We start from the raw sequence: 13,105 nt of genomic DNA, 5'->3' as shown, positions 1-13,105 counted from the left end.
AAAGGCCTGCGGACCTATTCGCGCCTTGTCCGGTTTATTCGCAGGCACAGCTTCGGGGTTTTTGGTGGGGGTGTCTGCCTTGGTGTATTCGCCCAAACTGGCAAATGGCGAATTGCCTGAGCGCTATGCATTTAGTAGGCCGCTCTCGGATCTGGCACCTGGGCTCAACGACGATCTATCAGCAATTGCTGCCGCCAATGGCAATGTTGATCTGCCAGTGCGTATCAGTTCAAAAACAGCCGCAGATGGGCAGTCTGAAGTTTTTGTCGCTTTGGCGGATGGCATAACTGTGCCGTCGAATGTCAGGGTTGTAGCTGCAACGTTTAACGCACAGCTGAATGTTTACAGCGTAACCACTGAAGATGTACCGCCAAGGACGTTGACCTGGACACCCATCGTCGATCCGGGGAATAGCTCGACTACTTCCCCTGCCGAGCAACCAGTGCCAACGGTTTACACTGGCGCCACTGTCACGCCAGTACGGGTATCTGGCTGGGGGCTGCGGCGCAGGGTGAGGGTGCTGCGGTGCCGTCACAGATTGCTGATCGGCTTCGGGGAAGGGAGTTCAAGAATTTCAAGGCGTTTCGAGAGGCGTTTTGGGTAGAAATAACGAAAGATCCGGTGCTGTCACAGCAGTTTATAGCTCCAAATAGAGCCCGAATGAGCATCGGTAATGCAGCTAAGACCAGGAAAAGTGATGCAGTGGGCAAGCGGTCCTCATTTGAAATACATCATGTCCATGAAGTCGCTAAGGGGGGAGATATTTACAATGTTGAAAATATGTTGATTTTGACCCCTAAGCGTCACCTGGATATTCATAAAGGAGCGAAATGATGGAGCTGAAAAGTAGTTTCTCTGAGTATACGGAAGCCGAGTTCTTGGTGTTTATGAAAGAAATATTCCAGGAGAACATTGCTGAAACTGATGAACGCCTTGACAAGCTTCTGGCGCATTTTGAAAAAGTCACTGAGCATCCTGAAGGTACAGACCTTATCTACTATGCCGCATCTGATTTGGACAGCACTCCAGAAGCTATAACCAAGAAAGTCAGTGAATGGCGAGCCGCCAACGGTAAGCCTGGCTTCAAATCTGCTTGATTTTTGCTTGTTCAGCCCAGCCATCCAGTGATCATGGGTGGCTGGGCTTTTTATTGGCTAAATGTCTACGGCTATCAATTCAACTATCTAACGCACGTGTCTTCAGTAGTCGCTGCCGAAGGCTGTGATCGCGTCCGAAGCAGTTTACGACTGCTACGCAGTCGGACGTAGCCTCGCGCTGCTCGTCAACGGCTACAAGTGAGCGTATGGCCCACCACATAGTATCGACAAACGCGGCTGCGTTACTCCGAATGGGTATATCCCAGCCTGTGAGTTTCTGGAAAAGCTGAAAGGGGCGAACTAGGTTTAAAGGGTGCTTTTCTCATAACAGGATAGAAATCGCGATGAAGCTTTTTCAACGCATTGTGCTGTTGCTCAAGGTGCTGGTGCTGCTGACGGTGAGTGCCTCGGCGGCTTGGGCGAGCAACCCGCTGAGCAGCACGGGGGCCGGGTTTTCAGTAACAGGCGTGCCGGGGCCGACACTTCATGCCATCTACAAGTCGGATTCCGAACCTGGGGACCAGGGGCAGGGCGGCAGTTCGGGGGATGATGACCAGACCGATGGTGATGGCGGCGGTGACGGTGGGGATAACGGCGATGAGGGCGATGAAGGCGATAGCCAGACGTAATGCATTACCTCTATGTGTAGCCGCTGCCGAAGGCTGCGTTCGATTGCGAAGCAATCGTAAAACCTGAGCTTGCGGTATGTCTGTTACTCCGCGGGCCTCGATTTTACGACGGCTGTGCCGCCGAACGCAGCCTTCGTTCCTCGGCAGCTGCTACGGGTCGTGTTTAGCTCTGCAAAAACTGCTCCGCGTGATGGCAGGCAACCTGGCGGTTGTCGAGCAGGCGCAGTACAGGTTCGTCTGTGCTGCACAACTCGGTCGCATACGGGCAGCGCTTGTGAAAGGCGCAACCTGATGGCGGGTTCAGCGGGTTGGGCAGCTCGCCGACGATCTTGATTTTTGGCTTGAGCGGATCGGGGTGGATCGTCGGCGTGGCCGACAGCAGCGCCTGGGTGTAGGGGTGCAACGGCCGGGTGTAGATCTCCTCCTTGGGGCCCATCTCTACCGGGCGACCGAGGTACATCACCAGTACCGTGTCGGCCACATGTCGCACCACCGCCAGGTTATGGGAAATGAACACGTAGGCAGTGTTGAACTCCTGCTGCAAATCCATAAACAGGTTAAGCACCTGCGCCTGGATCGACACGTCCAGCGCCGAGGTTGGTTCGTCCGCCACCAGCACCTTGGGTTGCAACATCATGGCCCGGGCCAGGGCGATACGCTGGCGCTGGCCCCCCGAGAACATATGCGGGTAGCGCTGGTAATGCTCGGGGCGCAAGCCGACCTGTTTCATCATGGCCTGGACTTTTTCGCGGCGCTCGCTGGCGCTCAGGCTGGTGTTGATGAGCAGCGGCTCGGCCAGTTGATCGCCGATTTTCTGCCGCGGGTTGAGCGAGGCGTAGGGGCTCTGGAACACCATCTGCACGTCTTTGCGCAGTTGTTTGCGCTCGGCCTTGTTGGCCCCTGCAACTTCTTGCCCGGCAATTTTCAGCGAGCCCGAGGAGGGCTCTTCAATCAAGGTCAACGCGCGGGCCAGGGTGGATTTTCCGCAACCGGACTCTCCCACCACGGCAAGGGTTTTACCGGCTTCCAGTTCAAATGACACGCCGTTGAGTGCGCGCACCAGCGCATGGCCTTTGAACATGCCACGGGATACTTCGTAGTGACGGGTTAGGTCGCGGGCGGTAAGAACAACAGTCATTACGCCACCTCCTGATTCAAGGGGAAGAAGCAGCGCACCTGGCTGTGAGCCTGTTGCTCCAGCGCAGGACGTTGTTGACGACATTGCTCTTGTACATACGGGCAGCGCGGTGACAGCAGGCAGCCTTTGGGCCGGTCATAGCGACCGGGCACGATGCCGGGCAAGGTCGACAGACGGGCAGCGCCCATGCTGTGTTCCGGGATCGCAGCCAGCAGCGCCTCGCTGTACGGGTGCGCGGGCACATCAAACAGCCCCGGCACGTTGCCGACTTCCACGGCCTGGCCGGCGTACATCACGCATACCCGCTGGGCGGTTTCGGCGACTACGGCGAGGTCGTGGGTAATCAGCACCAGGCCCATGTTCTGTTCGCGTTGCAGGCTCAGCAGCAGGTCCATGATCTGCGCCTGGATGGTTACGTCCAGGGCCGTGGTAGGTTCGTCGGCGATCAGCAGTTTGGGTTCACCGGCAATCGCCATGGCAATCGCCACGCGCTGGCTCATGCCGCCTGACAGTTGGTGCGGGTAGGCGTCCATGCGGCTGGCAGCCCCCGGGATTTCAACTTTTTCCAGCAGCTCGATGGCCCGTTTGCGCGCTGCCTTGGCGGACATTTTCAGGTGCAGGCGCAGCACTTCCTCGATCTGGAAACCCACGGTGTAGCTGGGGTTCAGTGCGGTCATGGGGTCCTGGAAGACCATCGCCATGTCCTTGCCGACGATCTGGCGGCGCTGACGCGCGCTGAGGGTCAGCATGTTCTTGCCGTCGAAGGTCAGCGCGTCGGCGCTGACGATACCAGGGTGCTCGATCAGGCCCATCAGCGCCATCATGGTCACGGACTTGCCCGACCCCGACTCACCGACAATTGCCAGTACTTCGCCTTTATCCACAGACAGGCTCAGGCCGTCTACCACCGGCACGGCCGTAGCGTCGCCAAAACGGACATTGAGATTCTTGATTTCTAACAGTGACATGGGAATCTCCTCAGGCGGCGTTCTTGAGTTTCGGGTCCAGCGCATCGCGCAGGCCGTCGCCCATCAGGTTGATTGCCAGCACGCTGAGCAAAATGGTCAAGCCAGGCAGGCTGACGACCCACCACGCGCGTTCGATATAGTCGCGGGCCGAAGCCAGCATGGTGCCCCACTCAGGGGTTGGCGGTTGTACGCCGAGGCCAAGAAAGCCCAGTGCTGCGGCGTCGAGGATCGCCGAGGAGAAACTCAGGGTGGCCTGCACGATCAGCGGCGCCATGCAGTTGGGCAGCACAGTGATAAACATCAGGCGCGGCAGACTGGCACCGGCCAGGCGGGCAGCGGTCACATAGTCGCGGTTCAGCTCGCCCATCACGGCGGCACGGGTCAGACGCACGTACGATGGCAACGACACCACGGCAATGGCGATCACGGTGTTGATCAGGCCAGGGCCGAGGATGGCGACAATCGCCACGGCCAGCAGCAAGGAAGGCAGGGCCAGCATGATGTCCATCAACCGCATGATGCCCGGGCCGAGAAGGCGCGGAAAAAAGCCGGCAAACAGGCCCAGGATCACGCCCGGAATCAGCGAGATGACCACAGACGACAAACCGATCAACAGCGACAGCCGTGAACCTTCGATCAGGCGTGACAGCAGGTCGCGACCCAGTTCATCGGTGCCCAGCAGAAATTGCCAGTTGCCGCCTTCCAGCCAGACCGGCGGGGTCAGCAGAAAGTCGCGGTATTGCTCACTCGGGCTATGGGGGGCGACCCACGGGGCGAAGATCGCGCAGAACACGATGATGGTCATGAAAATCAGACCCGCCACAGCGCCCTTGTTCCGGGAGAAGGCATGCCAGAATTCTTTGTACGGTGATGGATAAAGCAGGCTTTGATCCACTTCGGTCGTGCTTGGGGAGGTGCTCATGGTCAGGATCTCAGCGCTGGTGACGGATGCGTGGGTTGGCAAAGCCGTAGAGGATGTCGACTACGAAGTTGACCAGAATCACCAGGCAGGCGATTAGCAGGATGCCGTTTTGCACCACGGGATAGTCCCGGGCGCCAATGGCTTCGATCAGCCATTTACCGATACCAGGCCACGAAAAAATGGTTTCGGTCAGGACTGCACCGGCCAGCAGGGTGCCCACTTGCAGGCCGACCACGGTCAGTACCGGGATCAGGGCGTTGCGCAGGCCGTGCACGAACACCACGCGGGCGGGTGACAGGCCTTTGGCGCGGGCGGTACGGATGTAGTCTTCGCGCAGCACTTCAAGCATGGATGAGCGGGTCATCCGCGCGATCACGGCCAGCGGAATGGTACCCAGCACAATGGCCGGCAGAATCAGGTGGTGCAACGCGTCCCAGAAGGCTTCGGGCTCGTCGCTGAGCAGGGTGTCGATAAGCATGAAGCCGGTTTTGGGCTCTATGTCGTAGAGCAGGTCGATACGCCCGGACACCGGGGTCCAGCCCAGGCCCACGGAGAAGAACATGATCAGGATCAGGCCCCACCAGAAGATCGGCATCGAATACCCCGCCAGGGAGATACCCATCACGCCGTGGTCAAACAATGAGCCGCGTTTGAGTGCCGCGATCACTCCCGCCAGTAGCCCGAGGATGCCGGCGAACAACAGGGCGGCGCTGGCCAGTTCCAGCGTGGCGGGGAAAAGTGCGGAAAATTCGCTCCACACGCTTTCACGGGTGCGCAATGACTCGCCCAGATCGCCATGTGCCAGTTTGCTGACGTAGTCGATGTACTGCTCGTGCAGCGGCTTGTTCAGACCCAGGCGCTCCATGGCCTGGGCGTGCATTTCAGGGTCTACCCGGCGCTCACCCATCATGACTTCGACCGGGTCACCCGGGATCATGCGAATCAGGGCAAAGGTGAGCAAGGTGATGCCGAAGAACGTGGGGATCAACAACCCCACTCGGCGGGCAATAAAACTAAACATCGTGTGGTGTTCCTTATCAGCCGGTCAGGCAGGTCCGCCGGGGTTGAGGTAAACCCTGGCGGGTTTTTATTGTTCTACTTCACCTGGGTTGTGGCGAAGTTGTTGTTGGTCAGGGGGCTAAGGGTATAGCCCTCGACGTTTTTGCGCATCGCCGTGAACAGCATAGGATGGGTTACGTTGATCCAGGGTTGGTCCTGATTAAAAATCATCTGTGCCTGTTGATAGAACTCGGCCCGTTGCGAGGGTTCAGTGATACCACGGGCTTTGGTGATCAGGCTTTCGAAGTCCTTGTTGCACCAGCGGGCGTAGTTCTCGCCGTTTTTGGCCGCCTCGCAGCTAAGCAGCGGGGTCAGGAAGTTATCCGGGTCGCCGTTATCGCCGCCCCAACCGGTCGACACCAGATCATGTTCGCCATTTTTGGCGCGCTTGAGCATTTCGCCCCATTCCATGACCCGGATATCCAGCTTGAGGCCGATTTGTGCCAGGTCGGACTGCAGCAACTGCGCACCCAGCATCGGGTTGGGGTTGGTCGGGCCGCCGCCGTTGCGGGTGAATAGGGTCAGTACCGTGCCTTCAGGTACCCCGGCTTCCTTGAGCAAGGCCCGGGCCTTGTCCAGGTCGCGGGGCGGCCGCTGAATGCTGGTGTTGTAGCCCAGCATGGTCGGCGGGTAAGGGTTGACGGCCAGCAGTGCGTTGCCTTCGCCGTGGACGGAGTTCAGATAGGTCTGCTTGTCGAAGGCCATGTCGATGGCTTTGCGTACGCGCACATCGCTCAGGTACTTGTGACTGGTATTCATGGCGATATAGCTGGTCATCAGGGCGGCCAGCTCATCGACCTTGAGGTTGGGGTCCTTGCGGATGTTCTTGACCTCATCAGGCTTGGGGTACAGCGCGATCTGGCATTCGTTGGCCTTGAGCTTTTGCAGGCGCACGTTGCTGTCGGTGGCGATGGCGAAGATCAGCGCATCACTGGGCGGTTTGCCACGGAAGTAGTCCGGGTTGGCCTTGAAGCGTACCTGGGCATCCTTGTTGTAGCGCACGAAGATAAACGGGCCGGTGCCGATCGGCTTGGCATTGAGGTCGGCGGTTTTGCCGGACTTGAGCAACTGGTCGGCGTATTCGGCGGAGTAGATGGAATTGAACGGCATGGCCACGTCGCGCAGAAACGGCGCTTCAGGGTGGTTGAGAGTGATTTTTACCGTCAGGTCGTCAACTTTCTCGACGCTCTTGAGCAGGTCCTTGAAACCCATGCTTTCAAAGTAGGGGTAACCGACCAGCGACAGTTTGTGCCACGGGTGATTCGGGTCCAGCTGGCGCTGAAAACTCCAGACCACGTCATCGGCGTTCAGGGTTCGGGTCGGTTTGAAATAATCAGTGGTGTGAAACTTTACGTCGGGACGCAGGTGAAATGTGTATTCAAGCCCGTCCGGGCTGATGTCCCAGCGCTCGGCCAGGGCGGGCTCCACATCCGTGGTGCCGGGGGCAAAGTCGACCAGGCGGTTGAGTATGGTCTCGGCCGAAGCATCGGCAGTCACGGCGGTGGTGAACTGGACGATGTCGAACCCTTCAGGGCTGGCTTCAGTGCAGACCACCAGGGTTTTCGCGCTGACACTCACAGTGGTGCAGAGCAGTGCCGCGGCCAGGGCAGTGCGTAGTGGGAATCTTTTCATAGCAACCCTCTCCAGAGTCGGGTGAGCCAGCGTAACGGCTGCGGCTGATTCGTCGAATCAGCCGCAGCCTTCGGGTTTGAGCAGTTTTTTACAGAATGTTGAACGGAATGGTGGTCACCAGGCGGAATTCGTTGATGTTGCCGTCAGACTGGTTTTTGCTGGCGCGGTGCGTGGTGTACGTCGCGCGAATCGCGGTGGCTTTCAGCGGGCCACTTTGGATTGCATAGGACGTGCCAACGCTGTACTCGTAATGGGTTTCGCCGTCCATGTTCTTCACGTCGTAGGCGGTGCCGGTGTACTTGGTGCCATCGATATCCCAGCCGCGGGCGTGGTAGGCGTTGAACTTGAGGCCCGGAATGCCGTACTGGGCCATGTTGATGCTGTAGGCCAGTTGCAGGGATTTCTCGTTCGGGCCGTTGAAGTCCGAGAGCAGGGAGTTGGCCAGGTAGATGCCGTTTGTTTCGTGCAGGTAGTCGAAGTATTCGTCGCCGACGATCTGCTGGAACGACAGGCTCAGGGTGTGGGCCTGGTGGGTCAGGGCAAAGGCCAGGCTGTAGGCGTCGTTGTTGATGTTGCCCAGGGCCTTGCTGCCGGTATCCAGGGTCTTGTAGTAGTTGAAGTTGGTATTCAGGCCCAGGGTGGCGTTGTCGCCCATGTCGTGTACGGCGCCGAAGTAGTACTGGTTCCAGAAGTCTTCAACGTGGGTTGCGTACAGCGTGGTCTTCAGGCTCTTGAACGGCTGGTAGTTGAGGCCGGCGACGCTGGCGCGATCGGTTTCAACCCCGGTTGCGCCGTATTCGCTGCGGAACTTGCTCAGGCTCGACTCGGTACGCGGGGACACGCGGTCAAAGGAGCCGGCATCGAACGACAGGTTGTTGAACTCTTCACTGTGCAGGCCCACCCCTTGAAAGCTGGAAGGCAGTGCGCGGTTACCGATCACGTCGATGGTCGGGCTGCTGAAGTTCTGTCGGCCTACGGTCAGCGTGGTGTTGGAGATGCGGGCGCTGAGGTTGGCCAGGCCCAGCTTGCTCCACTGGCCGACGGCGTCGCCGTCGCTGTGGGTCAGGGTGCGGTTGTTTGGCCCGGCGATGTCCTTGGCGTCGCGATCCAGGGCAATGGCGTTGTAAGCCGCGACCTGGGTGCTGAAGCCTACGGTGCCTTCGGTGAAGCCCGACTTGTAGTCGAGGATGGTGCCCTGTACCCAGTTGATCCGGCGCGGGGTGGATTCACGGGTGCCGTGGTTGTTGTAGCTGAAACGGTCATCGCGACGCTTGAGCTCGTTGGCGTACCAGTTGCGGGTAGTGCCGCCCAGGGTCTGGTCTTCGACAAAGCCCTTGGTCTCGCTTTGAGCGCTGCTGGCTTTGAGTTCGGTCGGCATGAATTCATCGGCATTGGCCATCGCAGTGATGCTGCTGATGGACAAGGCCAATAACGCGCGGCTGGTGAGTTTCATGGTTGAGGCTCCTCTTTGGTTTCTTCTTTTTATGGCCGGTCTTTTTTTGTGATGACTCGGCTGTTGTAAAACGATTTAAAGCATTGCAAACGTTTGCCTGGTGCAGATTTGGCGAAGTTTTAGCGGGCCATGGGTTAAGTGACCTGCTGAAAGAGCGGTGTTGTTTGTGATCTCTGTTGTGGGAGCGAGCCTGCTCGCGAAGGTCGTTGGCGATACCGCGCTGCTCTTGAGGACTTCGCGAGCAGGCTCGCTCCCACAGTGGCACTGTTCTATTGGAGTAATCAGTCCTTGAGGCTGACACCTGAGAAGGCGTTACGGCCAAAGGGGCTGACCGTGAACCCTTCGACTTTGGCGCTCAGCGGCTGGTTGACTGTGGAGTGCGCAATGGGGGTGATCGGCACCTGTTGCTTGAGCAACTGCTGGGCCTGTTTGTAGAGCACCGTGCGCTGATCGCGATCGGTCACGACCTTGGCATTCTTGACCAGGGTGTCGTACTCCTTGTTGCACCACATGGAGTAGTTGTTGCCACCAATCGCGTCGCAGCTGTAGAGGGTGCCGAGCCAGTTGTCCGGGTCACCGTTGTCGCCGGTCCAGCCAATCAGGCTGATGTCGTGCTCACCGTTTTTGGTGCGCTTGATGTACTCGCCCCATTCATAGCTGACGATCTTGACCTTGAGGCCGATCTTGGCCCAGTCCGACTGCAGCATTTCGGCCATCAGCTTGGCGTTCGGGTTGTAGGGGCGCTGTACGGGCATGGCCCACAGGGTTATTTCGGTGCCGTCCTTGACCCCAGCGGCTTTGAGCAGCTCTTTGGCTTTTTCCGGGTTGTAGGGGGCGTCGGTAATGGTTTCGTCGTAGGACCATTGCGTTGGCGGCATGGCGTTGACGGCTTTTTGGCCTGCGCCCTGATACACCGCCTTGAGGATCTCGTCCTTGTTGACCGCCATGTCCAGGGCCTGGCGCACCTGCAACTGGTCGAACGGTTTGTGCTGCACGTTGTAGGCTATGTAACCGAGGTTGAAGCCGGGCTTTTCAATCACCTGCAGCTTCGGATCGGCCTTGAGGCCGGCAACGTCGGCCGGGCGCGGGTTGAGCGAGACCTGGCATTCGTTTTTACGCAGCTTTTGCATGCGCGCCGAGGCATCGACGCTGATCGAGAAAATCAGGTTGTCGAGCTTGACCTGGCTGGGGGCCCAATAGTCCTTGTTGGCGGCGTAGCGGATGTTCGAGTCTTTCTGATAACGCTGGAACACATACGGGCCGGTGCCGACAGGCTTCTGGTTGATATCGCTGGGCTTGCCGCTCTTGAGCAACTGGTCGGCGTATTCGGCCGACAGGATGGCGGCAAAGCTCATGGCCAGGTTTTGAATAAAGGCGGCGTCTACCGAGTTGAGTTTCATGACCACGGTCATGGGACCGGTTTTTTCGACGCTGGCGATGTTCTTGTCCAGGCTCATGCCGTTGAAGTACGGGAACTCGGTGGGGTAGGCCTTGCGGAAGGGATGGTCCGGGTTGAGCATACGGTTGAACGTAAAGAGCACGTCATCGGCATCGAAGTTGCGGGTCGGGGTGAACCATTTTGTGGTGTGGAACTTGACCCCGTCACGCAGGTGGAACGTCCACGTCAGGCCGTCTTCGGAAACATCCCAGCTCGTTGCCAGGGCCGGAACGGCTGCGGTGCCACCTTTTTCAAACTCAGCGAGGCGGTTGTAAATGGGCTCGGCCGCGTCGTTGTCGGTGGCGGTGGTGTACTGCGCGGTGTCAAAACCGGCCGGGCTGCCTTCGGAACAAAACACCAGGCTGTTGGCTGCGTTTGCGAGTGGGCTGCCGGCAAGTACGCCGGCGCCGATCAATACTGATAAAACCAGAGGGTTGCGCATGGCGTTCCCTATCCTTTTTTTATTTTTGAGTCCTGAGCGCGCCTTGATCGAAGGCGTACGGTTCAGGGCGTCGATGCCATCAACTACTGCGCCTCACCCGCTGCAATAGACTGCCCTTGGCCGAAGTTAAGCAGCCGGCGCTCAGCAGTAAATACATGGGATCTGACAATCTTGTAGGAATCGTCTTGGCTTCCTATAGCCTCTGATGTAGTCAGATATGGCTTTAGGCTGTAGGTGATTTCCACCGTCCTGGTAGATAAGTGAATGCAGCCTTGTAGCCGCATTCACCGGTCCTTGTTATTTGCCGACGCTGACCCCGTAGAAGGAGTTCAGGCCAAACGGGCTGATCTTGAAATCTTCTACGTTTTTGCGCATCGGTTGATACACCGTCGAGTGTGCGATAGGTGTCATCGGAATCTGGCTTTTGAGTCGTTGCTGCGCCTGTTGGTACAGTTTTGTGCGCTCTGCAATATCAGTGGTGGCCTTGGCGGCTTTGACCAGTTTGTCGAACTCCGGGTCGCACCATTTGGAGAAGTTGTTGCCTTCCAGCGAGTCGCAGCCAAACAGGGTGCCGAGCCAGTTGTCCGGGTCACCGTTGTCGCCGCTCCAGCCAATCAGCATAGCGCCGTTCTCGCCGCCTTTGGAGCGCTTGATGTACTCGCCCCATTCGTAGCTGGTGATCTTGGCCTTGATGCCGATCTTGCTCCAGTCCGACTGGAGCATTTCAGCCATCAGCTTGGCATTGGGGTTATACGGGCGTTGCACCGGCATGGCCCACAGTACGATCTCGGTACCTTCCTTGACGCCTGCTTCCTTGAGCAGTTGTTTGGCTTTTTCCGGATCGAAAGGTGCGTCCTTGATGCTGGTGTCATAGGACCATTGGGTCGGAGGCATGGCACCCACCGCCAGTTGGCCTGCACCCTGGTATACCGAGTCGATGATCTGCTGTTTGTTCACCGACATGTCCAGGGCCTGGCGGACCTTGAGCTGGGACATCGGGTTTGGCTCGTTGCTGCCCTTGATCTTGTCCATCACGTTGTAGGCGATGTAACCGAGGTTGAAGCCCGCTTGATGGGGCATCTTCAGATTCGGGTCTTCACTCAGGGCCTTGAGGTCGGCCGGACGCGGGAAGAGGGTGACCTGGCACTCGTTCTTCTTGAGCTTCTGGACGCGTACCGAGGGGTCGGTGGTGATGGCGAAGATCAGGTTGTCGATCTTGACGTCTTCTGGCTTCCAGTAGTCCTTGTTGCCGGTGTAGCGGATGTTCGAGTCTTTCTGGTAGCTCTTGAACACAAACGGGCCAGTGCCGATCGGTTTCTGGTTGATGTCGGCAGGCTTGCCTTCCTTGAGCAGCTTGTCGGCGTACTCGGCGGACTGGATGGATGCAAAGTGCATCGCCATGTTCTGGATAAACGCGGCATCGACCGAGTTCAGGGTGAACTTGACGGTCTTGTCGTCGATTTTTTCCACCTTGGCGATGTTTTTGTCCATGCCCATGTCGGTGAAATAAGGGAATTCGGTGGGGTAAGCCTTACGGAACGGCATGTCTTTGTCGAGCATGCGGTTGAACGTGAAAAGCACGTCGTCGGCGTTGAAATCGCGGGTTGGCTTGAAGTAAGGGGTGGTGTGGAACTTGACGCCATCACGCAGGTGGAAAGTCCATGTCAGGTTATCTGGCGAGACATCCCAGCTGGTCGCCAGGCCGGGCTCAACCTTGGTGCCGCCACGTTCGAACTGGCTCAGGCGGTTAAAGATGGTCTCGGCCGACGCATCAAAGTCAGTACCGGTGGTGTACTGGCCAGGGTCAAAACCTGCCGGGCTGCCTTCAGAGCAAAACACCAGGTTGGAAGCAGCGTGGGCGAAAGGTGCACTTGCCAACAGGCTGGCGCCTACTAAAAACGGAATGACCGCGTGTTTGAACATGGTGGCCTCATGATTTTTGTCATTTTTGGTTTGAGGGCGACCTTATGAGTCGACCCGGCGATACTTATGCACAGCCCATACCCAATGCAATATGTGGAAGCAGTTGAAGCTTGAAAAGGTGGGACGATCGTACAGGAATGTCGCTTTTATATAACTTATGACGCATTTGATCGTTTGCGCATGGCATTTCGACTCATTTGCTTACATCTGCGGGGGGCTTTTGCGACCTTCTTGCACTGTTTTAGGACAGTGTTGTTACTAATCAATACCCCTGTGCGGGAAACATTGTTGTGAAGGGCAGCGCTGCTGCAGGTAATCACCTTGAGATTCTAGAACGATTGCAGGCGTTTTCCCGGGGGCATAAAAAAACCCCTGAAACGGTCTGGCTTCAGGGGTTGGCAGGG

12 protein-coding genes are annotated in these 13,105 nt (G+C 57.9%); 4 read left to right on the top strand and 8 right to left on the bottom strand.

Annotated features, from left to right (window positions below; all coding sequences use genetic code 11):
- The first annotated feature begins 64 nt into the window (after positions 1-64).
- The 4 genes from GHN92_RS04295 to GHN92_RS04285 all read left to right on the top strand — a co-directional run bounded on the left by GHN92_RS04295 (position 65) and on the right by GHN92_RS04285 (position 1,726).
- A complete protein-coding gene (locus GHN92_RS04295; protein ID WP_371926185.1) occupies positions 65-604 on the top strand; it encodes an S-type pyocin domain-containing protein in 540 nt (179 codons plus the stop codon).
- On the top strand, positions 526-834 hold the full coding sequence (locus tag GHN92_RS24415; protein ID WP_306106498.1) for an HNH endonuclease signature motif containing protein: 309 nt from the start codon (positions 526-528) through the stop codon (positions 832-834). Before GHN92_RS04295 ends, GHN92_RS24415 begins: the two co-directional genes overlap by 79 nt.
- On the top strand, positions 834-1,097 hold the full coding sequence (locus GHN92_RS04290) for a bacteriocin immunity protein (RefSeq protein WP_133145186.1): 264 nt from the start codon (positions 834-836) through the stop codon (positions 1,095-1,097). Before GHN92_RS24415 ends, GHN92_RS04290 begins: the two co-directional genes overlap by 1 nt.
- Before the next feature lie 344 nt (positions 1,098-1,441).
- On the top strand, positions 1,442-1,726 hold the full coding sequence (locus GHN92_RS04285; protein ID WP_178102596.1) for a hypothetical protein: 285 nt from the start codon (positions 1,442-1,444) through the stop codon (positions 1,724-1,726).
- A 163-nt stretch (positions 1,727-1,889) separates the two neighbouring features.
- Here GHN92_RS04285 and GHN92_RS04275 read toward each other — a convergent pair whose 3' ends face one another.
- The 8 genes from GHN92_RS04275 to GHN92_RS04240 all read right to left on the bottom strand — a co-directional run bounded on the left by GHN92_RS04275 (position 1,890) and on the right by GHN92_RS04240 (position 12,701).
- Positions 1,890-2,864, bottom strand: a complete 975-nt coding sequence (locus GHN92_RS04275; RefSeq protein WP_095001579.1) for a peptide ABC transporter ATP-binding protein — start codon at positions 2,862-2,864, stop codon at positions 1,890-1,892.
- Positions 2,864-3,832: an ABC transporter ATP-binding protein gene (locus GHN92_RS04270; protein WP_095001578.1), complete on the bottom strand. Its 969-nt coding sequence runs from the start codon at positions 3,830-3,832 to the stop codon at positions 2,864-2,866. Before GHN92_RS04270 ends, GHN92_RS04275 begins: the two co-directional genes overlap by 1 nt.
- A gap of 10 nt (positions 3,833-3,842) precedes the next feature.
- On the bottom strand, positions 3,843-4,754 hold the full coding sequence (locus tag GHN92_RS04265; protein WP_095001577.1) for an ABC transporter permease subunit: 912 nt from the start codon (positions 4,752-4,754) through the stop codon (positions 3,843-3,845).
- Positions 4,755-4,764: 10 nt separating this feature from the next.
- Entirely contained in the window at positions 4,765-5,775 is a 1,011-nt protein-coding gene (locus tag GHN92_RS04260; RefSeq protein WP_095001576.1) for an ABC transporter permease subunit, read from the bottom strand.
- 74 nt (positions 5,776-5,849) lie between these two features.
- A complete protein-coding gene (locus GHN92_RS04255) occupies positions 5,850-7,445 on the bottom strand; it encodes an ABC transporter substrate-binding protein (protein ID WP_095001575.1) in 1,596 nt (531 codons plus the stop codon).
- A gap of 88 nt (positions 7,446-7,533) precedes the next feature.
- Positions 7,534-8,898, bottom strand: coding sequence for an OprD family porin (locus tag GHN92_RS04250; protein WP_095024053.1), 1,365 nt, complete (start codon positions 8,896-8,898; stop codon positions 7,534-7,536).
- 281 nt (positions 8,899-9,179) lie between these two features.
- Positions 9,180-10,778 (bottom strand): ABC transporter substrate-binding protein, encoded by a 1,599-nt coding sequence (locus GHN92_RS04245; RefSeq protein ID WP_095001573.1) that lies wholly within the window; start codon positions 10,776-10,778, stop codon positions 9,180-9,182.
- 297 nt (positions 10,779-11,075) lie between these two features.
- On the bottom strand, positions 11,076-12,701 hold the full coding sequence (locus GHN92_RS04240) for an ABC transporter substrate-binding protein (RefSeq protein ID WP_095018283.1): 1,626 nt from the start codon (positions 12,699-12,701) through the stop codon (positions 11,076-11,078).
- Positions 12,702-13,105 lie beyond the last annotated feature (404 nt).

This window comes from Pseudomonas sp. FSL R10-2964, assembly GCF_009600035.1.
Taxonomy (GTDB): Bacteria; Pseudomonadota; Gammaproteobacteria; order Pseudomonadales; family Pseudomonadaceae; genus Aquipseudomonas; species Aquipseudomonas bubulae.
This window is presented reverse-complemented; position numbering and strand designations above follow the sequence as displayed.

What these genes read in the sequence shown, in the direction of transcription:
- GHN92_RS04290 (WP_133145186.1), top strand. Translation starts at nt 834, where the DNA reads ATGGAGCTGAAAAGTAGTTTCTCTGAGTATACGGAAGCCGAGTTCTTG.
- GHN92_RS04285 (WP_178102596.1), top strand. Translation starts at nt 1,442, where the DNA reads ATGAAGCTTTTTCAACGCATTGTGCTGTTGCTCAAGGTGCTGGTGCTG.
- GHN92_RS04275 (WP_095001579.1), bottom strand. Translation starts at nt 2,864, where the DNA reads ATGACTGTTGTTCTTACCGCCCGCGACCTAACCCGTCACTACGAAGTA.
- GHN92_RS04270 (WP_095001578.1), bottom strand. Translation starts at nt 3,832, where the DNA reads ATGTCACTGTTAGAAATCAAGAATCTCAATGTCCGTTTTGGCGACGCT.
- GHN92_RS04265 (WP_095001577.1), bottom strand. Translation starts at nt 4,754, where the DNA reads ATGAGCACCTCCCCAAGCACGACCGAAGTGGATCAAAGCCTGCTTTAT.
- GHN92_RS04260 (WP_095001576.1), bottom strand. Translation starts at nt 5,775, where the DNA reads ATGTTTAGTTTTATTGCCCGCCGAGTGGGGTTGTTGATCCCCACGTTC.
- GHN92_RS04255 (WP_095001575.1), bottom strand. Translation starts at nt 7,445, where the DNA reads ATGAAAAGATTCCCACTACGCACTGCCCTGGCCGCGGCACTGCTCTGC.
- GHN92_RS04250 (WP_095024053.1), bottom strand. Translation starts at nt 8,898, where the DNA reads ATGAAACTCACCAGCCGCGCGTTATTGGCCTTGTCCATCAGCAGCATC.
- GHN92_RS04245 (WP_095001573.1), bottom strand. Translation starts at nt 10,778, where the DNA reads ATGCGCAACCCTCTGGTTTTATCAGTATTGATCGGCGCCGGCGTACTT.
- GHN92_RS04240 (WP_095018283.1), bottom strand. Translation starts at nt 12,701, where the DNA reads ATGTTCAAACACGCGGTCATTCCGTTTTTAGTAGGCGCCAGCCTGTTG.